The organism is Herbiconiux sp. (assembly GCF_023264895.1).
In the GTDB taxonomy this organism is placed as follows: Bacteria; Actinomycetota; Actinomycetes; order Actinomycetales; family Microbacteriaceae; genus Herbiconiux.
The window spans coordinates 10445-30206 of the sequence record NZ_JAHFUY010000052.1 but is presented as its reverse complement, the minus strand read 5'-3'; the positions used below and the strand labels follow the sequence as shown (position 1 = coordinate 30206).

Annotated in this window: 17 protein-coding genes and 1 tRNA gene; 10 read left to right on the top strand and 8 right to left on the bottom strand. The window is 72.4% G+C overall.

Annotated features, from left to right (window positions below; translation table 11 throughout):
- From Q0D57_RS11115 to Q0D57_RS11105, 3 genes are all read left to right on the top strand, one after another.
- A partial coding sequence (locus Q0D57_RS11115) for a phospholipase (protein WP_291043252.1) occupies positions 1-685 on the top strand: 685 nt, incomplete at its 5' end.
- 73 nt (positions 686-758) lie between these two features.
- Positions 759-1244 carry a nitroreductase family deazaflavin-dependent oxidoreductase gene (locus Q0D57_RS11110; RefSeq protein ID WP_291043249.1) on the top strand — a complete coding sequence of 162 codons (486 nt, stop codon included), beginning with the start codon at positions 759-761 and terminating at the stop codon, positions 1242-1244.
- A 62-nt stretch (positions 1245-1306) separates the two neighbouring features.
- Positions 1307-2506 carry a GAF domain-containing SpoIIE family protein phosphatase gene (locus tag Q0D57_RS11105; RefSeq protein WP_291043246.1) on the top strand — a complete coding sequence of 400 codons (1200 nt, stop codon included), beginning with the start codon at positions 1307-1309 and terminating at the stop codon, positions 2504-2506.
- A 3-nt stretch (positions 2507-2509) separates the two neighbouring features.
- Here the strand turns inward: Q0D57_RS11105 and Q0D57_RS11100 are convergent, their stop codons facing one another.
- Both Q0D57_RS11100 and Q0D57_RS11095 read right to left on the bottom strand, forming a co-directional pair.
- A complete protein-coding gene (locus tag Q0D57_RS11100; RefSeq protein WP_291043243.1) occupies positions 2510-2929 on the bottom strand; it encodes an ATP-binding protein in 420 nt (139 codons plus the stop codon).
- The gene (locus Q0D57_RS11095; protein WP_291043240.1) at positions 2922-3254 is read right to left on the bottom strand and encodes an STAS domain-containing protein; all 333 of its coding nucleotides are present in this window, start codon (positions 3252-3254) and stop codon (positions 2922-2924) included. Before Q0D57_RS11095 ends, Q0D57_RS11100 begins: the two co-directional genes overlap by 8 nt.
- A 53-nt stretch (positions 3255-3307) precedes the next feature.
- Here Q0D57_RS11095 and Q0D57_RS11090 point away from each other — a divergent pair, with 53 nt between their 5' ends.
- Together Q0D57_RS11090 and Q0D57_RS11085 are read left to right on the top strand one after the other, a co-directional pair.
- Positions 3308-3523 (top strand): hypothetical protein, encoded by a 216-nt coding sequence (locus tag Q0D57_RS11090; protein ID WP_291043236.1) that lies wholly within the window; start codon positions 3308-3310, stop codon positions 3521-3523.
- Positions 3520-4092, top strand: a complete 573-nt coding sequence (locus Q0D57_RS11085) for a CDP-alcohol phosphatidyltransferase family protein (RefSeq protein ID WP_291043233.1) — start codon at positions 3520-3522, stop codon at positions 4090-4092. Before Q0D57_RS11090 ends, Q0D57_RS11085 begins: the two co-directional genes overlap by 4 nt.
- Positions 4093-4103: 11 nt before the next feature.
- Here Q0D57_RS11085 and Q0D57_RS11080 read toward each other — a convergent pair.
- Positions 4104-4177 (bottom strand) — tRNA-Cys (locus tag Q0D57_RS11080).
- A gap of 134 nt (positions 4178-4311) precedes the next feature.
- On the opposite strand from Q0D57_RS11080, the gene Q0D57_RS11075 reads away from it, so the two are divergent.
- Positions 4312-4920, top strand: coding sequence for a hypothetical protein (locus Q0D57_RS11075; RefSeq protein WP_291043230.1), 609 nt, complete (start codon positions 4312-4314; stop codon positions 4918-4920).
- Positions 4921-4968: 48 nt separating this feature from the next.
- Here Q0D57_RS11075 and Q0D57_RS11070 read toward each other — a convergent pair whose 3' ends face one another.
- The 4 genes from Q0D57_RS11070 to Q0D57_RS11055 form a co-directional block, all read right to left on the bottom strand.
- Positions 4969-5313, bottom strand: a complete 345-nt coding sequence (locus Q0D57_RS11070) for a hypothetical protein (RefSeq protein WP_291043227.1) — start codon at positions 5311-5313, stop codon at positions 4969-4971.
- Positions 5314-5391: 78 nt separating this feature from the next.
- Positions 5392-5556 (bottom strand): hypothetical protein, encoded by a 165-nt coding sequence (locus tag Q0D57_RS11065; protein WP_291043224.1) that lies wholly within the window; start codon positions 5554-5556, stop codon positions 5392-5394.
- A 234-nt stretch (positions 5557-5790) separates the two neighbouring features.
- On the bottom strand, positions 5791-8442 hold the full coding sequence (locus tag Q0D57_RS11060; RefSeq protein WP_291043222.1) for an ATP-dependent Clp protease ATP-binding subunit: 2652 nt from the start codon (positions 8440-8442) through the stop codon (positions 5791-5793).
- Between the two features lie 61 nt (positions 8443-8503).
- Complete coding sequence (locus tag Q0D57_RS11055) at positions 8504-9754, bottom strand: multidrug effflux MFS transporter (RefSeq protein WP_291043219.1); 1251 nt, start codon at positions 9752-9754, stop codon at positions 8504-8506.
- Between the two features lie 164 nt (positions 9755-9918).
- Between Q0D57_RS11055 and Q0D57_RS11050 the strand changes: the two genes are divergently transcribed.
- Positions 9919-11676, top strand: a complete 1758-nt coding sequence (locus Q0D57_RS11050; protein WP_291043216.1) for a hypothetical protein — start codon at positions 9919-9921, stop codon at positions 11674-11676.
- A 69-nt stretch (positions 11677-11745) separates the two neighbouring features.
- On the opposite strand, the gene Q0D57_RS11045 is transcribed toward Q0D57_RS11050, so the two are convergent.
- Positions 11746-15870, bottom strand: a complete 4125-nt coding sequence (locus tag Q0D57_RS11045) for a phosphodiester glycosidase family protein (RefSeq protein ID WP_291043214.1) — start codon at positions 15868-15870, stop codon at positions 11746-11748.
- A 195-nt stretch (positions 15871-16065) separates the two neighbouring features.
- Here Q0D57_RS11045 and Q0D57_RS11040 point away from each other — a divergent pair, with 195 nt between their 5' ends.
- The 3 genes from Q0D57_RS11040 to Q0D57_RS11030 form a co-directional block, all read left to right on the top strand.
- The gene (locus Q0D57_RS11040; RefSeq protein ID WP_291043211.1) at positions 16066-16875 is read left to right on the top strand and encodes a histidine phosphatase family protein; all 810 of its coding nucleotides are present in this window, start codon (positions 16066-16068) and stop codon (positions 16873-16875) included.
- Positions 16850-17845 (top strand): ADP/ATP-dependent (S)-NAD(P)H-hydrate dehydratase, encoded by a 996-nt coding sequence (locus tag Q0D57_RS11035; RefSeq protein WP_291043208.1) that lies wholly within the window; start codon positions 16850-16852, stop codon positions 17843-17845. Before Q0D57_RS11040 ends, Q0D57_RS11035 begins: the two co-directional genes overlap by 26 nt.
- Before the next feature lie 246 nt (positions 17846-18091).
- Positions 18092-19762: PTS transporter subunit EIIC (locus Q0D57_RS11030; protein ID WP_291043205.1), on the top strand; the 1671-nt coding region annotated here is incomplete at its 3' end.

Below are 19762 nucleotides of genomic sequence, written 5' to 3'. Positions count from 1 at the left end.
GGCCGACGCCCCCGCCGACGGCTCCTCCGCCTTCTTCGTGCGCGCCTCGGAGAAGGCCGACGCCCGGGCCGAGGCAGCGCTCGACGCCGGTCACGCCGCCCTCGGCGCCGTGGCGGGTAAGGTCGACACCGCTCCGCTCGTGGCCTCCCTGGCCTCGCTCGTGAACTACGCCTACCTCGACACGACGACCGTGCAGACCCTCACCACCACCGCCGTGGTGCAGACCGGCGCGGCCACGGTGCAGGCCGCGGCCGTCGACAAGGCCGTCGCCGACGCTGCCGCTGAGGCGGCCGCCGCAGCAGCAGCAGCCGAGGCAGCCGCTGCCGCCGAGGCGGAAGCCGCTGCGCAGGCCGCTGCCGAGCGCCTCGCCCTGGCGAACACTCCGGACGGTGCCCGCGTCGTGGCCGCCGACCTCGTGGCCGAGCGCGGCTGGGGCAGCGACCAGATGCAGTGCCTCGACTCGCTCTGGACCAAGGAGTCCGGCTGGAACTACCAGGCCGAGAACGCCTCGAGCGGCGCCTACGGCATCCCGCAGTCGCTGCCCGGCAGCAAGATGGCGACCGTCGCCGACGACTGGGCCACGAACGCCGTGACCCAGATCACCTGGGGGCTCGACTACATCTCCCGCGGCTACGGCACCCCGTGCTCCGCGTGGTCGCACTCGCAGTCGGTCAACTGGTACTGATCGAGGCGCGCGGTCCTGCCCGGCTGACGGGCAGGACCGCGGACACCCGCCCGGGACGGTGCAGGATGGCTGCATGGCAACGCTCCAGCGCGGCATCCGCAGGGCCGTGGCGCGGTTCTCGCGCTCGCGCCTCTTCCGACGGTTCGGACCGACCGTCATGCCACCGCTCGAGCGCGTCTGGGCGGTGCTGAACCGCGGCGGCCGGCCCCTCAGCGGCCTGCTCGTGCCCTCACTCGTGCTGCACACGACGGGTGCGAGGAGCGGGCTCCCGCGCTCCACCGAGCTCATGTACTGCCCTGAGCCCGACGGCGCGCTGCTCGTGACCGGCAGCAACTTCGCCGGGCAGAACCACCCCGCCTGGAGCGCCAACCTGCTCGCGCACCCCGACGCCGTCGTCGAGGTCGGGCGCCGGAGCATCCGCGTGCGCGCCGAGCTCGTGGGCGACGACGAGCGGGAAGCCGTCTGGGCCTTCATCGAGGCGCAGTGGCCGGGATACCGTGGCTACGAGCGTGCGTCAGGGCGCACGCTCCGCATCTTCCGCCTGACTCCGACGCCCTGACTCCGACCCCCAGAGGGCCGGCGGCACCCTCGGGGCGCAAGGGCTTGACTACGCTGGCAGTCATGGGTGAGACACGGGTCGACGACGACGGCATCGATCGCGAGCGCTTCGAGCAGCTCAGGATCGCGGCGGTGGAGCGGCTCAACCTGTTCGCCACGCCGGGCGAGGAGCGCTTCGACCGCATCACCCGCATCGCCCGCGAGCTGTTCGGCGTTCCGGTGGCCGAGATCAACCTGCTCGATGCGACCCGGCAGTTCACCAAGTCACCCCAGCCGAAGGATGCGGAGCTGTTCAGCCCGCGCTCGCAGTCGTTCTGCGACATCACCATCCAGCGCCCCGAGATCCTCGTGGTTCCGGATGCGACGAAGGACGACCGCTTCTCGTGGCGCGACACCGTCACGGGCGAGCGGCACATCCGCTTCTACGCCGGCCGGCCGCTCAGCCTCGGCGACGACCACCGCGTGGGCACGCTGTGCCTCGTCGACACGGCCCCGCGCGAGTTCGGCCCCGATGAGGAGCGACTTCTCGAGGAGCTCGGCGACTGGGTCGAGCGCGAACTGCAGGACTCCGCCGACCTCGACCGCGCCGCCGAGGTGCAGCAGCAGCTGCTGCCGCAGGCGCAGCCGGGCCTCCCCGCCTTCGAGGTGGCGGGCGTGTGTCTTCCCGCCCGCACCGTGGCCGGCGACTTCTACTCCTGGCACGGCTCGGAGGGCGGCATCGAGCTGACCCTCGCCGATGTGATGGGCAAGGGCACCGCCGGCGCCATCCTCGCCGCGACGGTGCGCGCGGCCTTCCAGTCGCAGACGGGTCTCGACGTGGTGGAGGCGATCCGGCACGTGAACGCGCAGCTCGCGAGCGACCTCGGCCAGACCGGCTCGTTCGCCACCCTCTTCCACGCCCGCATCGACACCGCGAGCGGGCGCATCCGCTTCGCCGACGCCGGGCACGGTCTCAGCGTCGTGGTGCATCCGGATGGCGGCTACGAGCGACTCGACGCCACCGGACTGCCGATCGGCATCGTGCAGGACGGGCTGTGGACGGCCGCCGAGGCGACGCTCGCGCCGGGGGACCGCCTGATCAGCTTCACCGACGGGCTCCTCGACCTCTACGACGGCACGCTCGACTCGCTCGACGACATCACGGCCATCGTGGCCGGTGCCGACTCGCCGTCGGCGGCCGCGGAGGCGATCTCGGCGCTGGTCGCCGGAAGCGGTGGGGGCGACGACGACGTCACCGCCGTCATCGTCTTCCGGAAGAGCTGACGGTCAGCTGCCGCCGGACTCCCGCGCGCGGCTGATCGACCACACGTTGTGCTCGTCGACCCGCTCGTAGCGCAGGTCGTCGACGAGCGCCTGGATGAGCGCGATGCCGCGGCCGGACTCGCTCAGCTCGTCGGGCATCGAGCGGTCCATGAGCACGATGCCGCCCGCATCAGCCGTGTCGGCGAGCGACGCCGAGAGGCCGTTCTCGTCGGCCTCGACCGTGAGCACGCACGTGACCCCGCCCTCGCCCGCGGCGTGCTGGATGACGTTCGAGGCGAGCTCGATGAGGGCGGTCTCGAAGGCCATGCGGTCGAACTCGCTCACGCCGAGGTTCGCCTCCCACACGGTCTCGAGGAACTCGTGCACCGCGTCGACGTCGTCCGGCGGCGCGCTGAAGACGAGGTTCTTGCGCTCCTCAGTCACCGTAGGCCTCCTCGGTGCTGTCGAAGGCGGGGAGGATCTTGTCGACGTTCGAGAGCTTCAGCACCATCGCGACCTGCGTCGAGGGCTGCACGATCCGGAGGTCGCCGCCCTTCTCCCTCGCCGTCTTGAGGCCGGCGATGAGCGCTCCGAGTCCGGACGAGTCCATGAAGGGGATGCGGCTGAGGTCGACGACGACGCGAGCCCGCCCGCCCTCGACCGCGCGGGTGACGGTCTCACGGAGGGCCGGGCCCGAGACCATGTTCAACCGCCCGTCACCGCGGATGACGACGATGTCGTCACCGATCGATTCGGTCTGGAACTCCATTGCCGGATACCCCCTAGAAGTAAGCTGGTCCCAGGCTAGCGAAAGGAGAGGTCATGCCCGACCCGGAACGCGCCATCGCGCGCATCGTGCAGACCTTTCCCGGCGTCAAGGTCGTGCTGAGCGACATGGTGTTCGCCGACTCCTACTTCCATCAGGCGGGGGCCGACGGGGGAACGCTGTACATCAACGCCGAGCTCATCGGGATCATCGCCGCCCAGCCCGGCTGGACCGGCACGATCGTGACGACCGAGTCGCTTCCCGACGCGTGAACGTCCCGAACACCATCTCGATCGGGCGCCTCGTCGTCCTGACACCGCTGTTCGTGGTGGTGCTGCTGGTCTGGAGGAGCCCGTTCTGGGCCCTCGTCGTGCTGATCGTGTTGGGCGTCACCGACTGGGCCGACGGCTTCATCGCGCGCCGCTTCGACCTCACGACCGATCTCGGCAAGAAGCTCGACCCGATCGCCGACCGGGTGAGCCAGTTCGCGGTGTGCGTCACGCTCGTCGTGGCCGGGATCGTGCCGCTCTGGATGGCCGCCGTGCTGCTCGTGGCCGATCTGCTGCTCGGCGTCACCGTGCTCGTCACGAGGCCCGGCATCGTGCCCGTGCGCGTCATCGGCAAGCTCCGCACCGTGCTGCTCATGGTGGGGTTCCCGCTGCTGCTCCTGATCGAATGGCTCGCGCCCACGAACGGCGCGCTCGTGCTGTTCGGCCTGGCGTGGGTGGGTGTGGCGGTCGTGCTCCACGCCGTCGCGAACGTCGACTACACGGTGCAGCTGCTGCGTGACCGGCGCGCATCCGGAGCTCGGGTGCGCGCGGGTCGGGCGGCCCGCGGGTAGAGGGCGGTTCGTGGAGGCACCTACGGGATTCGAACCCGTGTACACGGTTTTGCAGACCGCTGCGTAGCCACTCCGCCAAGGCGCCGGGGTGTTCCACGACCCTAGTCGACGTTGCGGCGGCGACCGGCAATGTTACGGCGCCCGTGCTCATCCCGGGGGCTGTCGGCGGGGGAGCGGCGGCCCTGGCGGTCGTTCAGGATGTCGTGCCAGGGTAGGGGCATGACAACGGAGTCACACAGGCGGGCGGTCCTGCGCTTTTCCACCGCCGGGGGAGTCGCGACCTTCCTCTCCAGCTTCCTCTCGATCCAGGCCGTCGTGGTGCTCTCGGCCAAGGCCGACCTCGGGTTCTCGGGGTCGTTCCTCATCCTCGGCGTGCAGATCGCCCTCCTCCTCGCGGCCTGCTCGGCGATGGGCGCGGCCCTCGGCTGGCGGAACGGTGCGCGCCTCCTGCCGACCCGGCTCGGGTCTGTGCTCGTGGGCGTCGGCGCGGCACTGTTCGTGGTGGTCGCCGCCATCGTGACGGCCGTGGCGCTCGTGCCCGAGCTCTGGGTGGTGCTCTGGATCGTGCCGGTGCCGGCGGTGGCCGGAGGGATCGCGGCCGGGGCGTCGGTGCGCCGGATGCCCGCCCGAGCGTCTTCGGAGGCTCAGCCGCACCCTGCCGGCCTCGACCGGCATCCGCTGCTGGAGCTGCTGATCGATCGGCTGCGGGCGCCCGACGAGGTGCTGCTGCACGATCCCAAGCGGCTCCACCTGGCCGAGCGGCGTGCGGCGGCGGCAGCGGCGGCGGCGGCGCATCGCCCTCGCGCCGGTACCGCTGCGGCCGTCTGAGTCGGCCGTCTCAATCGGCCGTCTGAATCGGCCGGGCCCGACCGCCGGTCAGGCGGGCACCGCGGCGAGCGGCCGGGCCGCCGACACGATGACCAGCTCGGCCTCGGGCCACCTGGCGAGCAGGAGATCGCCGGCCGCGTGCATCCGCTCGTCGTCGTCTGCGCCCACCAGGGCGACGACGTCGACGGTCGGGAAGCTCTGCTCGATGCCGGTGAGCGCCTCGGCGAGGTCGAGCAGGTCGGCGTGCCGGAGCTCGGCCGGCACGATCGAGTCGGCGTAGGAGTTGACGAGCAGCGCGAACGGCTCGACGTCGCGCGAGAGCACGGCGACCTCCTGCGACTCCTCGAGCAGGGCCTCGGCGAGAGCCCTCCCGCCGATGTTGTCCTCGCTCACGATGCACCACACTTCCGACATGGTCTGACCTCCCGGATCGTCTTTCCCCGATCCTCGCGGAGCGGGCGGGGCGACGGATCAGCCCCGGGTCCCGGATGCCGCCTGCTCGGCGGTACCCAGGTGCCACGTGTCGGCATCCGCTTCGTGGTGGGTGTGCCGGTCGGTGTCGCTCGTGGTGGCGACGACGGCTGCGAAGACCGCCCACAGCACGAGTCCGGTGAGGACGACGATGAAGAACAGCATGGGAGCACCTTCCGTGGAGATCGACTTTCGATGTCTCCACGGTGCTCGCTGAGCCCGCTCGCCCACCTCCGCCGTCTGCCCTATCTCCGAACCTGCTCGCGCCCGAACCCTAAGCCCCCGCCCCCCGCCCCACATGCAGGTGAGTCGCGCCGAAGTGTCGTCATCCGGCCCTTCTAGGGCGGAATAAGGACACTTCGACGCGACTCACGGATGCGTCGGGTGGGGGGAGGGGGGTTATGCCGCCAGGAGCACCGCGGGGGTGGAGCCCGGGGTGACCGTGAGGGCGCCGGCGGGGGCGTCGAGGGTGACCGTGCCGCCGTCGGCGAGGGTGCCCGCCACGAGCAGGTCGGCGATGCGGTCGTCGACGTTGCGCTGGATGACCCGGCGGAGCGGACGCGCGCCGTACTCGGGCTCGTAGCCGTTGTCGGCCATCCAGTCGATCGCGGCCTCCGTGACCTCGAGCGTGATCTCCCGCGCGCCGAGACGGGCACGGGTGGCACCCAGCAGCAGCGACACGATCTGGCGCAGCTGCACCTTCTCGAGCTTGCGGAAGAGCACGATCTCGTCGATCCGGTTCAGGAACTCCGGCCGCATGGCCTCACGCAGCTTGCCCATCACGCGGTCGCGCAGCGCCTTGTCCGAGCCGAAGCCCGTGGCGTCGTAGGAGCCGTCGGGTGCGGCGGCCACGAAGCCCATCGCGCCCGAGCGCGAGGCCAGGAACTCCGAACCCAGGTTCGAGGTCATGATCACGACCGTGTTGCGGAAGTCGACCGTCCGGCCCTGCGAGTCGGTGAGCCGCCCGTCGTCGAGCACCTGCAGGAGCAGGTTGAAGACATCCGGGTGCGCCTTCTCGATCTCGTCGAACAGCACCACCGAGTACGGGTTCCGGCGCACGCGCTCGGTCAGCTGACCGGCCTCGTCGTAGCCGACGTAGCCGGGAGGGGCGCCGACCAGGCGCGAGACCGTGTGGCGCTCGCCGAACTCCGACATGTCGAAGCGCAGCATCGCCGAGGCGTCGCCGAACAGCGACTCCGCGAGCGACTTCGCGAGCTCGGTCTTGCCGACACCGGTGGGGCCGAGGAACAGGAACGAGCCGATCGGCCGGTTCGCGTCTCCCATGCCCGTGCGGTTGCGGCGCACGGCCTTGGCGACCACCGTGACGGCGTCGTCCTGACCGATCACACGCTCGTGCAGCTCGCCCTCGAGGGCGGCCAGCCGGGTGCGGTCCACGTCTCCGAGGCGCGACACCGGGATGCCGGTGGCCCGCGAGATCACCGCGGCGATCTCGGCCTCGTCGACCACGGCGTGCGGGTCGACACCTCCCGAGGCGCGCTCGGACGCCACCCGACGGGCCACCGAGGTGGCCTCGGCGAGCTGGTGCTGGATGTCCTCGATCTCGTCGCGGATGCGCGAGGCCTCCTCGTAGTGCTCGGCCGAGACGGCGGCGTTCTTCGCACCCTCGAGGGCGGCGAGGTCGGCCTGCAGCGCCGAGATGTCGACCACCTCCGGCACCGAGCCGAGCGAGAGCCGCAGCCGCGCGCCGGCCTGGTCGATCAGGTCGATCGCCTTGTCGGGCAGGAAGCGGTCGCTCACGTAGCGCGCCGAGAGCTCGACGGCGGCCGAGAGGGCGGCGTCGGTGTAGCTCACGCCGTGGTGCTCCTCGTAGGCGGGGCGGAGGCCCTGCAGGATGAGCACGGCGTCGTCAACCGAGGGCTCGCCCACGGTCACGGGCGAGAACCGGCGCTCGAGAGCGGGATCCTTCTCGATGCCGCGGTACTCCTTGAGCGTGGTCGCACCCACGAGGTGCAGGTCTCCCCGGGCCAGGCGCGGCTTCAGGATGTTGCCCGCGTCCATGCCGCCCTCGCCGGAGCCGCCGGCGCCGACGACCGTGTGGATCTCGTCGATGAACACGATCAGCTCGTCCTTGTGGGCGGCGATCTCGTCCATCAGGGTGGTCAGGCGCTCCTCGAAGTCGCCGCGGAACCGGGTGCCCGCGAGCATCGCGGGTAGGTCGAGCGAGACCACGCGCTTGCCGCGCAGCTGCTCGGGCACCGCGCCGTCGACGATCGCCTGGGCGATGCCGTCGACGATGGCCGTCTTGCCGACACCCGCCTCGCCGATCAGCACCGGGTTGTTCTTGGTGCGCCGCGAGAGGATCTCGACGGTCTGCTCGATCTCGTCGTGCCGGCCGACGACCGGGTCGAGCTCGTCGGCCGCCGCGAGGGCGGTGAGGTCGGTGCCGAACTTGTCGAGGGTGGGGGTGGCCGAGGCGTCGTCCGACGCTCCGGATGCGGCGGCCGCCTGGGCGGCGGGGTCACCGAGACCGGCGGAGCCTGCGGACGCACCCAGGTTCTGGCGCAGGCCCTCCTGCAGCGCATCCGGGGTCACGCCCGCCTGCGCCAGCACCTGGCCGGCGGGGGAGTCCTGGTTGATGACGAGCGCGAAGAAGAGGTGCTCGGGGTCGATGTAGGTCGAGCCCGAGGCGCGTGCCACCTGGTAGGCGTGGAACAGCGCCCGCTGAGCGCTCTGGGTGAGGGCCGGGGCCGTGACCGGGTCGCCGCTCCGAGCGGGCAGCCGCGACTCGGCGGCACGCACGATGGCCGCCGGGTCGGCGCCGACGCCGCGGATGGCGTCGGAGGCCGGCTGCTGGGGCGCGATCGTGCGCAGGATGTGCAGTGCGTCGAGCTCACGGTGTCCGTGGCCGATCGCGTACTGGCCGGCCTCGGCGAGCAGCTCCTGCGTGCGGCGGCTGATCAGCTTGCTGAGATCGATGGAGCGCCCGGCCCGTGCCGCGCGCTGCTCGCCCTCGAGGTAGCGTGCGAGGAACTCGTCGAACGAGTTGCCGCCGTTCTCCTGGGCGCCGTCTGGGGTGAAGTTCTCGGGCACGAAACCTCCTGGTTTGAAACTTGAGTGCCTTACGCTCAAGTTCAACGCCGGGGAGGCGAGGTTATTCCCGGGAGATCGCTGTGAGCGATTCTCGTCGCGGACCGGCCACGAGGAAGGCGGTGACGGCGATCACGGCCGAGCTGCACATCACGATCGCGAGCGGCAGGGCGCTCGATTCGCCGCCGAGGCTCACGAGCGGCGAGACGAGAGCGGCCAGGCCGAACTGCAGTGCGCCGAGCACGGCCGATCCGAGGCCCGCGATGTGCGGCACGGCGGCCAGAGCGCCCGCCGTGGCGTTGCCCATCACGAGCCCGAGGCTCGCCACCGCCACGAAGATCGGGATCGGCAGCAGGGCGGCGGGAGCGCCGGTCAGCACGAGGGCGAGGAGCACGACGGTCGCCGCGAGCACGAGGGTCAGCCCCGTGCCGAGCAGGCGCCGCGGCGCGAAGCGGGAGGTGAGGCGGGCCGAGATCGCGCTCATGCCCACGAGTCCCACCGCGTTGACGCCGAAGCTCAGGCCGTACTGCAGCGGGGTCATGCCCACCATCACCTGGTAGACGAACGGCGACGCCGAGATGTAGGCCATCATGACCGAGAACCCGAAGCCGAAGGCGAGCAGGTTGCCGAGATAGGTGCGCGAGACGAGGGCACGCTTGCCCACACCGGCCGGCCGGTCGAGCGGGCGGCGCCCGGTGTGCGTCTCGCGCACCACGACGACGACGGCCACGAGCATGACGACGGCGAGCCCCGTGACCACCCACAGGATGCCACGCCAGCGGACCACGTCGGTGAGCAGGCTGCCGATGAACGGGGCGAGCACGGGCGCCACGCCGCCCACGATCATCATGAGGCTGAAGGCCCGGGCGGCGGCCCGGCCGCTCGCGAGGTCGGAGACCATCGCGCGGCCGATCACCATGCCGGCCGCCCCCGCCATGCCCTGCACGAGGCGCGCGACCACGAGGACGCCGATGGTGGGGGCGAGGGCTGCGGCGGCGCTCGCGACCACGCAGATGATGGAGCCGATGAGGAGGGGCCGGAAGCGGCCGAAGCGGTCCGAGAGCGGGCCGAAGACGAGCTGGCCGCCCGCCACACCGAGCAGGAACGCCGTGAGCGAGAGCTGCACCTCGGTGGCGCTGGCATCGAGGTCGCCCGTCATCTGCGTGAACGCGGGCAGGTAGAGGTCGGTGCCGATCGGGGCGATAGCCGAGAGCAGGGCGAGCACGACGAGCAGGCCCGGGGTGATGCCGGGACGCCCGGCCCGGGCGGTGTCCGTCGAGGTGGACGCGGATGTCGGCGGGGCCGGCTCCTGCATGGTCTGCTCCTTCTGCACCGACTCCGGCGCTCGTGCGCCTTCTCCGGAGATGGTTATGTCGTGATAACTATATCGGCGCGTACTTCCCCGCGACCGGTTCGGCGGCCGTCGCCGTGGCCGATAGCATCCGATCGCGCCGCGTCGCGGCCGGGACGGGGGATCGGATGTCGGGGAACACCATGCGGAAGGCCGGGGTGGCGACGCTCGGCGCGCTCGCCGCGCTGGGCCTGGTCACGCTGGGGCTCGCGGCTCCGGCGCTGGCGATGGGCACGACCCCCGAGCCGGTGGAGGTTCCGGTCACGCTGTCGCAGACCCACGCGGGCACGGCGAAGCAGAACGGCGCGTACTACCCGACCGTGGAGATCATGCTGGGCTCCGACCCGGATCCGTACACCGTCATCCTCGACACCGGATCGACGGCGCTCGTGCTGTGGACGGACGTGGCCGGCAGCACCGCGACCGATGCTCCCGCCGCGGTGACCTACGTCGGATCGAGCGTGACGGGCACGATCGCGTCGGCCGACTTCTCGATCGGCGGGCAGAAGGCCTCCGACGTGAACTTCCTGGCCGGCACCTGCTCGAGCTGCGACTTCGGCGGCGTCGAGGTCGACGGCATCATGGGGGTGGGCCAGACGCTGCAGATGGTGCTGGATCCGGCTCTGAACGAGCGCCACCACTGGTACAGCCCGCTGCGGCAGTTCGACGACGCCGCGCTCTCGGAGGGCTTCACGCTCGACTTCGGCCTGTCGGCCGAGGGCAAGCCGACCTCGGGCACGCTCACGCTCGGAGCGCCGACGCTTCAGGCCGGTGCCGAGGGCGTGACCGTGATCCAGGCCACGGCGGCACCGGATCCGAGTGCGGCGGACGAGGAGAACTCGGTGTACTCGGCATCAGGGGAGTACCCGAACGGATCGACGGTCTACGAGAAGGCCGTTCCGCTGTGCTGGAGCCTCGAGGAGGTGGCGCCGCTCTGCCAGGCGACCACGATCGACACGGGCGCGCCCACCGGGATGCTCACGGGGTCGCAGTTCCTGCCGCTCGTCGATCTGTTCCCGACCCCTGCTCCCACACCGTCGGCTGCACCCACACCGACGCCCGCCCCGACGTCCGCCCCGACCCCCGCACCGACGCCTGCTCCCGCCCAGACCGTGATCGGAACGGTGAAGCCCGACCTGTCGCTGAAGTTCGCCACCGAGGACGCCGCAGGCTCCGCCGGGAGCACGTTCGCGAGCTGGGTGGTGACCGACGCGGTGCACAAGATCGAGTTCTTCGACGTCATCACCGACAAGCACCTCAACACCGGCAACGCGTTCTTCCTCGACCGCACGGTCGCCTACGACGACGCGACCGGGCAGATCCTCGTGCAGAACAACGGGTCGGCGCCCGCGCCGGTCGCCGCGGTGTCGACCACGTCGGGTGGCGGCGCGATCACGGCGCTCTGGGCCTCGCCTGCGACGCTCACGGCCGAGACGGCCGGCTCCGTGGCGGCAGGCTCCGAGGCCGCCACCCAGCACCTCGTCCGGGTGCGCGATGAGTCGGGGGCGGTGGTCGAGCGCCGGAGCGTGGCGGGCGACGTGCGCACGGTCACGGTCTCGGGGCTCACGAACGGCGCCGCCTACACGATCGACGTGGCGGCGGCGAACCTCCACGGCATCAGCGACTCCACCTCCGCCGCTCCGGCGAGGCCCGCCGCGGCCGGTGGGGCCGCGCCTGCTCCTGCGCCCGGTGCCGATGCTGCCGGCTCCGGCTCACGCCTCGCCGACACGGGGGCGGAGCCGTGGCCGTGGGCGCTCGGCCTTCTCGCCGCAGCCATGCTCGCTGTGGGGATTGGTGCCGTGGGGATTGATGCTGTGGTGATGGGTGCAGGGGTGATGGGCGCTGGGGCCATCGGTGCAGCCCGCCGCCGCCGATCCACCGTGTGAGGGCGGTCGGCGGCGGATGGCTTGCCGCGGCCGGTGCTGTGGCCCCGGCCCGCGTGCAGGCGTGGGTGCTCAGGCCCGGCGGTGGCGTGCGCGGAGCGTGAGCGCGGCTCCCGCCGCGAGCACCAGGAGGGCGAGTGCGCCCGCCGCTCCGGGCTCCCACCCGGTCGAGGCGAGGGATCCGTCATCGCCGGCTCCTGAGCCCGGGCGGTCACCACCCGGCTGGCCGTCCTGACCGGCATCCGGCGCCGGGCTGGGCGCGGTCGGGTCGGTCGGGTCCGTGGGGTCCGTCGGGTCGGTGGGGTCCGTCGGGTCGGTGGGGTCCGTCGGGTCGGTGGGATCGGTCGGGTCGGTGGGATCGGTCGGGTCCGTGGGATCAGTGGGGTCCGTCGGGTCCGTGGGATCAGTCGGATCGGTGGGGTCCTCCGCGACGGTGACCTCGACGGTCGCCGTGACTCCGTTGACGGTCACCGCTAGGGTGCCGGTGCCCGCCGAGACCGCCGTGAGCTCACCGGTGGCCGGGTTGAGGCGCAGCACGGGCTCGGCCGCCGTCTCGCCGGCACGGGCCTCGAGTGCCGTGAGTCCACCGGTGGCCGTACCCGTGGCCGTGGCCGTGGGCTCGGTCGTGGCCGTGGTCGTCGCATCCGCTGTGCCCGTGACCGGGGTGCCCGCATCCGCCGCGCCGTCGTCGACGGCGAGCGACGTGCCGCTCCAGAAGGCGCTGACGGGCCACTGCACGGGGACCTCGCGGGTAGAGTCCTGCAGGAGGCTGGCGGAGACCGGCACCGTCTCGCCGACGGTGAGCACGGTGGGGGCGTCGAGCTCGAGCGACTCCACGCGCGGCTTCGTCTCGGCCTGGAGCCAGCGGGTGCGGTCGGCGACGACGGTGGGCGAGTCGCCCACGACGCCGGCGGAGGGGTTGATGCCGAGCATGGTCCAGCCGGTGAAGCCGCCCGTGGCGGGGGTGCCCGACGGGCCCTTGCCCGAGTTGCCGTTCACGAGGCGCGAGACGCCGTCGTAGCTCGTGGCGTCGAACACGCCCACGTGCGCGTTCACCATCGCCACCGACTTGCCGGACTCGGCGCGGAACGAGGTGAGGGTGCGCACGAACTGCGCCGCCTCGAAGCGGTCACCGAGCTGCGAAGCCTTGTTGGGCAGCGGGTCGTCGGCCGGGTGGTGCTGGAACACGACGACACCCGTGATGCCGGAGGTCGAGGCGGCGCGGGCGAGCTCGTCGTCGAGGAACTCGAGCTGCTCGAGCCCCGAGGCGCGGAACGAGCCGGCCGAGCTGTTGAGCCCGATCAGGAGCGTGCTGCCGAGCTGGACGGAGCGGTGCGTGTCGCCGAAGACGGCTTCGAAGTTCGAGATCGAACCGCCCATGACCTCGTGGTTGCCGGGCACGTAGAGGTACGGGATCCGCGATCCGATCTCCTCCTCGAGCAGCCGGGCGGCGAACGCGATGTCGGCCTCGGAGGCCTCGTCGACGAGGTCGCCGTTCACCACGAGGTAGTCGGGGTCGGCCGCCACGATCTCCTGCAGCGTCGCGCGGGCCGCCGCCACGATCGGGCTCGACGGATCGCGCGCCACGAACTGCGCGTCGCTCATGACGGCGATCTGCTGGCTGCGGCCGGCGACCGATCCGTCGGTGACGATCATCGGATCGAAGACCACGGGCGTCACGGGCTGGTCGACGTCGGGCGCCACCACGGCCACGAGGCCCGCGATGCTCACCTCGCCCTGGTAGCTCACGGCCGACTTGGTCTCGAGCATGCGCACGCGCTGCAACGAAAGCGGGTAGGGCGTGCCGGCGGGGACGGTGAACCGCGCCTGCTGCCAGCCCGTCCAGGTCACGAACGGCCCGTCGAGGTTGACGGTGGTGCCGGCGCCGTTCTTGATCTGGATGCGCGGCCACACGCCCGATCCGTCGCCCTCGATCCAGAGGGTGAGTGCCTGCGGCTGGCCCTCGATCGTGCGGCCGAGGCTCCCCGGTGTCGACATCTCGGGCGCGACCGCGTAGTAGCCGCGGGTGCCGGTGCTCTGGGTGAAGTCGTAGGAGAGGGTGAGTGCGGGCTCGCCGTTCGGGCCGGTCGAGACCGCGGTGCTGCCCGTGGCTCGGTCGGCGGCGCTCGTCCAGGAGGCGCCGTCGGAGAAGTCCGCGACGCCGACGCTCCGGTAGCCGATCGTGACGGCGACGTCGACCTCGATCACGACGCCGCTCGGGGTGCGGGCGCTGACCGTGACGGTGGCGGATCCGCTCTCGGTGGTGGGGGCGACGAGGTAGCCGTCGAGGCCGTCGGGGGTCACGCTCACGTCGTCGCCGTGGGTGACCGTGAGGTCGGAGGTCTCGAGCGGGGCCGTGAAGCCGTCGGCGTCGAGCCCCGTGAGGGTCAGCCGTGCGCTCTGCCCGGGCTCGGGGAGGGCGATCACCGTGGAGGAGGGGCGGATGCGCTCGAGGTCGCCGAGCACGCGGAGCGACGTGGTGGCGCTCTTGCCGCTGGCATCGCCCACGCCGTTGAACGCGACGGTGGCGCGGCCGGGGGCGACACCGGTGACGCGAGCGGTGTCGGTCGTGGTGTCCGTGGCCTGCGGCAGTGCGACGGTGGCGGTGTCGGTCGTGGCGAAGGTGCCGGAGACGGGCACGCCCGCGCGGTCGGCGTCGAGGCCCTGCGCGGTGAGGGTGCGGGTGAGACCGGGGAAGACGGCGTCGGCGCCCGTGCCGATGCCGTTCGCGGCACCGGTGCGGGCGAGGTCGAGGGCGGGCTGCACCTGCACGTCGTCGACGACGGGGGCCGGCAGCGGCGCTGCGGAGGAGAAGAACGCGAGGCTGTTGGCGACCGCGCGCTCCGACCCGTCGGAGGGGCGGTTGCGGATGACGGCCTCGGTGGTGCCCGGCTCGCGCGTGGCGAGCATCGTGGAGCCGCCGCCGTCGAGGTTGACCGCGTTGTGCGCACCGAGGTCGAGGAAGAGGTCGCCGAGCTCCTGCAGTGTCATGCCGCGGCCGTCACCGGCGCGGCCGTCGATCGAGACGACCGTGACCCTCGTGCCGTCCCGGCTCACGCCGATGGCGGTGCGGGCGGCCTCGACCTGGTCCTCGCCGGTCTGCACGCCGTCGACGAGGAGGCGCTGCGATCCGCTCACCGCGAGATCGACGTCGGCGCTCGTGCCGACCGTGACCTCGACGGGCTCGCCGACGGTGAGCGCGGCCAGCGTGGCGGCGGCGGCCTCGCGGCCGATGAGCACGCCCGTGCCCTCGGGGATGGCGATGGGGGCCGCTGCGACGGCCGGATCGGTCGAGACGGAGACGACGACGCCGTCGGTGACGGTCACGACCGCGATGGAGCCGCTCAGCGCATCCGGAGCACCGAGCGGCCGGCTGAGCGGGTGCTCGCCCCACGCGCTCGTGTAGTAGCCGAGGCCGTCGACGGGGAGTGCGGGCGTGTTGACGCCCGTGACCGGGGTGGGGACGCCGTCGATCGTGACGGATCCGGTGGCCGTGAGGGCCTGCACCGCCGCGAGGCCGTCGGTGAGGGTGAAGGCCTGGCGCTCACCGGGAGCGGCCGAGCGGAGGCCGGACGTCGGCGAGACGTTGGTGCCGACGGGGGCGCCGCTGTAGTTCATGTCGAAGTAGTCGCCGTTGACGGCCGCGACGGCTCCGGTGCCCGCGATCTGCTCGGTGAGGGTGGCGCCGCCGCTCACGGCGCCGCGGTCGAGCACGTCGAGCGAGAGGGTGGGGGTGCCGAGGTCGGCGCTCATGACGTGGCCGGTGACCCAGCCGGCGGGCTGCAGGCGGCGGAAGTCGGTGAGGGCGAGGCCCGGGGCGAGGGTGGTGGTCTCGGCGCTGAGGAGGGAGGAGTCGCCTCCCGAGAGGTCGAGGCCGCCGGTGTCGGGGTCGGCCAGGGCGGAGGCGGCCTGGGCGGAGGCGGGGTGTGCGGTGGCGGCCTGGGCAGAGGCGGGGGTGGCCTGCGCGGACGCGGTGGACGCGGTGGACGCGGTGGACGCGGCGGACGCGGTCGACGCCGAGGCGGCCGGGGCGGTGGCACCGACGACCGCGGCGGGGGCTGCGAGCAGCGCTCCCGAGAGCAGGAGCGCCCCCAGCCGCGAGGCGGGGCGGCGAGCGGCCTCGGGGCGACGGGAACCGGCGTGGGGGAGAGCCTCGGCGGTGAGGCGGGCGTCGGTGGTGGGGGTCGTCGTGTGCATGCGCGAGGTGGGGCCTTCGATCGGTGTTCCAGGACCCGTCGAGGCTAGGTCGGCGCCCGGGCGGCTTCGTGGCCTGACCCCCAATGGGGGGTTTCGCGGAGGTGAACAGGTGTCGATCTGGTCGCTGCCCGGGGCGGCCGGGTTGCGCGCGGGAAAGGGGGTGGCAACTGCCCGGCATCGGAATAGCGTGGGCGGATGGGCGCATCCGAGATCTGGCTGGTGAGGCACGGCGAGAGCGAGGCGAACGTCGTCGCGACCGAGGCGCAGCGCGCGGGCGAGGAGCGGATCGTCGTGGAGTGGCGCGACGCCGACGTGCCGCTGAGCCCGACGGGTCGCGAGCAGGCGGGGGCGCTCGGGGCCTGGCTGGGTGAGAACGCGCCGGGCCGCGCGCCCGTGGTGTGGAGCTCGCCCTACCGGCGCGCCCGCGAGACGACGTCGATCGCGCTCGCCAGTGCCAGTGCCGGTGCCGAGCTCCCGGTGCGGGTCGACGAGCGGCTGCGCGATCGCGAGCTCGGCATCCTCGACCTGCTCACCGCGGCGGGGGTGGAGGCGCTGCACCCCGAGGAGGCCGAGCGGCGGCGGTGGCTCGGCAAGTTCTACTACCGGCCTCCGGGAGGGGAGTCGTGGGCGGATGTGGCCCTGCGCATCCGGTCGTTCCTGCGTGATGCCGAAGCTCCGTCGTCGCCGGAGGGCGGCCCGCTGCTCGTGGTGGCGCACGACGCCGTGGTCATGCTGTTCCTCTACGTCTGCCTCGGCTGGAGCGAGGAGGAGCTGCTCGGCTTCGCGCGCGAGAACGTGGTGGTCAACGCCTCGGTCACGAGGCTCGTGCGCGCCGAGGTCGCGGATGAGGCCGGTCCCGCGTCGCGGGAGGACCCCGCGATGCCCTCGCCGGCCGCCCAGTGGCAGCTCGCCGAATTCGCCCATCACGGGCACCTCGACCGCCTCGACGTCGAGGCGACACGACACGGAGGAGACACCGATGAGTCCGCAGAACCCGCCCGCTGACGACAGCGCCGCCGACACCGCCACTGCCGACACCGCTGGGCCGCGCCCGGAGGCGGTGACGCTCGTGCTGCTGCGCGAGTGGTCGCTGCCCGGCCCCGGCTCGTCGAAGTACGACCGGGGGCAGGTGGTGATCGTGGGCGGCGACCGTCGCTCGCCCGGTGCCGCGCTGCTCGCCGCCGAGGCGGCGCTCCGCGTGGGAGCAGGACGACTCACGGTGGCGCTCGCCGAAGGGGTCGCCGTGGCCGCGTCGGTGGCGCTCCCCGAGAGCGGCGTCGTGGCCCTGGCGGAGACCGAGGTGGACGGGCTGTTCCACATCGACGGCACCTCGATCGAGGTCGCGGCCCACGATCTCGCCGACGCCGACGCCGTGCTCGTGGGCCCGGGCCTCGACGACGCCGACCAGGCCCGCCGCCTGCTCGACCTGCTGCCGGGGCTCGTGGGGGAGCAGACCGTGGTGGTGCTCGACGCCTACGCTCTCGGCGTGCTGCCGCAGTCCGCCGTGGGCGACGCGTTCGCCGGGCGGCTCGTGCTCACTCCGAATCCGAACGAGGCCGGCCTGCTCCTGGACGGCCTGGCCGACGGCGACGGCGACGGCGAGGATGGCGATGTCGGCGACGCCGATGGCGGAAGCGACAGCGGCGACGCCGACCCCGCCGCGCTCGCCCTCGAGGTGGCGCGCGGCTACGGTGCGGTCGTCTCGTGCCAGGGCCTCATCGCGCATCCGGACGGCCGGCTCTGGCAGATCGGCACCGGCCACGGCGGCCTCGGCACCTCGGGCAGCGGCGACGTGCTCGCGGGCGCGATCACGGGGCTCTGCGCCCGCGGAGCCACGCTCGAGCAGGCCGCCGTCTGGGCCACCCACGCCCACGCCGCCGCGGGCGACCGGCTCGCGGTCGACGTCGGCCCCCTCGGCTTCCTCGCCCGCGAGCTCCTGCAGGAGCTGCCCCGCGTGCTCGTCGAGATCGGCTGACACCGACGGCACGGGCACCGGCCCGGACACCGGCGCAGGCACCGGGGTCGGCACTGGCGCGGGTTTGAGGCGCCCAGGAACGTGTGCTATTTTCCCTTCCAGGACATGTAACTGGTCACGCAGGCAGGATCCGAGAGCAATCGCGAGAGCGAGCGCCTTCGGGTCCTTTTTTTGTGCCCGGATGCACGCCCGCACCACCCCGGCGCGATGACGCCCGAGCACCCGGATCCAAGGAAGGACCCACCCATGACGCGACAGGACGAGGCGAAAGCCATCCTCGACGGAGTCGGCGGCACCCAGAACGTCGCCGGCCTCACCCACTGCAGCACCCGACTCCGGTTCACCCTCGTCGACGACGGCAAGGCCGACCTCGACACCCTGAAGGGCCTCCCCGGCGTGATCAGCGCCGTGCGGAGCGGATCGCAGACCCAGGTGGTGATCGGCAACGACGTCGTGAACGTCTACAACGCGGTCGAGAAGGAGCGCGGCGGCAAGGGCGGCACGGCGGATGCCCCGGCGGGCCCGCGCAAGCCGTTCTCCTGGAAGCGCTCCGGCAGCGTGTTCATGGACTTCATCGTGAGCGTCTTCACCCCGCTCATCCCCGCCATCGCCGGCGCGGGCATCTTCAAGTCGCTGCTCGTCGGCGCGGGCGCTCTCGGCTGGCTGCCCACCGACAGCGAGTCCTACCTGCTGCTCTCGGCCATCCCGGACGCCGTCTTCGCCTTCCTGCCGCTCCTCGTGGCCTACACGACGGCCAAGAAGCTCAACGTCAACCGTCCGCTCGCCCTCGGCGTCGTGGCGGTGCTGATGTTCGCGAACTTCACGACCCTGGTCAACCAGGAGGGCGGTGTCGCGCTGTTCGGCATCCCCGTGCAGGTCGTGAACTACAACTCGCAGGTGTTCCCGTCGATCCTCGCGGTGCTCGCCCTGTGGCCGCTCGAGCGCTTCTTCAACAAGGTGTCGCCCGGTCCGATCCGCGTGTTCTTCACCCCGCTGATGTGCTACATCATCGTGGCGCCCCTGCTCATCCTCGTGCTCGGGCCCGTCGGCTACTGGCTCGGATCGCTCCTCACCGCCGCCATGATCGGCCTCTACAACACGCTCGGCTGGGTCGCGGTGGCCGTGCTCGCCGCCATCCTCCCGCTCATCATCTCGGTGGGCATGCACAAGGCGTTCATTCCGCCGACCATCGCCACCATGGCGCAGAACGGCCGCGAGTCGTTCTACCTCGTGGCCTCGCTCGCCCACAACATCGCCGAGTCCGGCGCCATGTTCGCCGTCGCCATCCGCACGAAGAGCACCCGGCTCCGCTCCGTCGCCGTCTCGGCCGGCATCTCGGCGCTGTTCGGCATCACCGAGCCCGCCATCTACGGCGTCACCCTGCAGAACCGCAAGGTGCTGCTCTCGGTCATGGCCGGCGCGTTCGCCGGCGGCGCCTACCTCGGCCTCACCGTCGTGACCGCGTTCGCGGTGGTGGGCCCGGGCCTTGCGAGCATCACGATGTTCGTCGACGCCGCCAACCCGTGGAACCTCGTCAACGCCGTGATCGGCGCGCTGATCGCCCTCGCCGTGGCGTTCGTGCTCTCGATCGTGCTCTGGAACGACGCCACGTCGCCCTCGCTGAAGGGCGAGCGCGACGAGGCCGAGGCGGCGGCCGCTGCGGCGGCCACCCCCGCCTCGGGGTCGGCTGCCACGACCTCGTCGACGGATGCGCCGCGCGGCCAGGCACACGCCATCCGCCTCGTCTCGCCCCTCACCGGCACCGTCGTGCCTCTCGCCGACGTGGCCGACCCGGTGTTCTCCGGCGGCGTGCTCGGCGACGGCGCCGCCATCCTCCCCGTCTCGGGCAGCGTGCGCGCCCCGCTCGCCGGCACCGTCACCTCGCTGCTCGACTCGAAGCACGCCATCGGCATCACT

What these genes read in the sequence shown, in the direction of transcription:
- Q0D57_RS11090 (WP_291043236.1), top strand. Translation starts at nt 3,308, where the DNA reads ATGCCCGACCCGGAACGCGCCATCGCGCGCATCGTGCAGACCTTTCCC.
- Q0D57_RS11075 (WP_291043230.1), top strand. Translation starts at nt 4,312, where the DNA reads ATGACAACGGAGTCACACAGGCGGGCGGTCCTGCGCTTTTCCACCGCC.
- Q0D57_RS11050 (WP_291043216.1), top strand. Translation starts at nt 9,919, where the DNA reads ATGTCGGGGAACACCATGCGGAAGGCCGGGGTGGCGACGCTCGGCGCG.
- Q0D57_RS11110 (WP_291043249.1), top strand. Translation starts at nt 759, where the DNA reads ATGGCAACGCTCCAGCGCGGCATCCGCAGGGCCGTGGCGCGGTTCTCG.
- Q0D57_RS11105 (WP_291043246.1), top strand. Translation starts at nt 1,307, where the DNA reads ATGGGTGAGACACGGGTCGACGACGACGGCATCGATCGCGAGCGCTTC.
- Q0D57_RS11035 (WP_291043208.1), top strand. Translation starts at nt 16,850, where the DNA reads ATGAGTCCGCAGAACCCGCCCGCTGACGACAGCGCCGCCGACACCGCC.
- Q0D57_RS11040 (WP_291043211.1), top strand. Translation starts at nt 16,066, where the DNA reads ATGGGCGCATCCGAGATCTGGCTGGTGAGGCACGGCGAGAGCGAGGCG.
- Q0D57_RS11055 (WP_291043219.1), bottom strand. Translation starts at nt 9,754, where the DNA reads ATGCAGGAGCCGGCCCCGCCGACATCCGCGTCCACCTCGACGGACACC.
- Q0D57_RS11065 (WP_291043224.1), bottom strand. Translation starts at nt 5,556, where the DNA reads ATGCTGTTCTTCATCGTCGTCCTCACCGGACTCGTGCTGTGGGCGGTC.
- Q0D57_RS11095 (WP_291043240.1), bottom strand. Translation starts at nt 3,254, where the DNA reads ATGGAGTTCCAGACCGAATCGATCGGTGACGACATCGTCGTCATCCGC.
- Q0D57_RS11045 (WP_291043214.1), bottom strand. Translation starts at nt 15,870, where the DNA reads ATGCACACGACGACCCCCACCACCGACGCCCGCCTCACCGCCGAGGCT.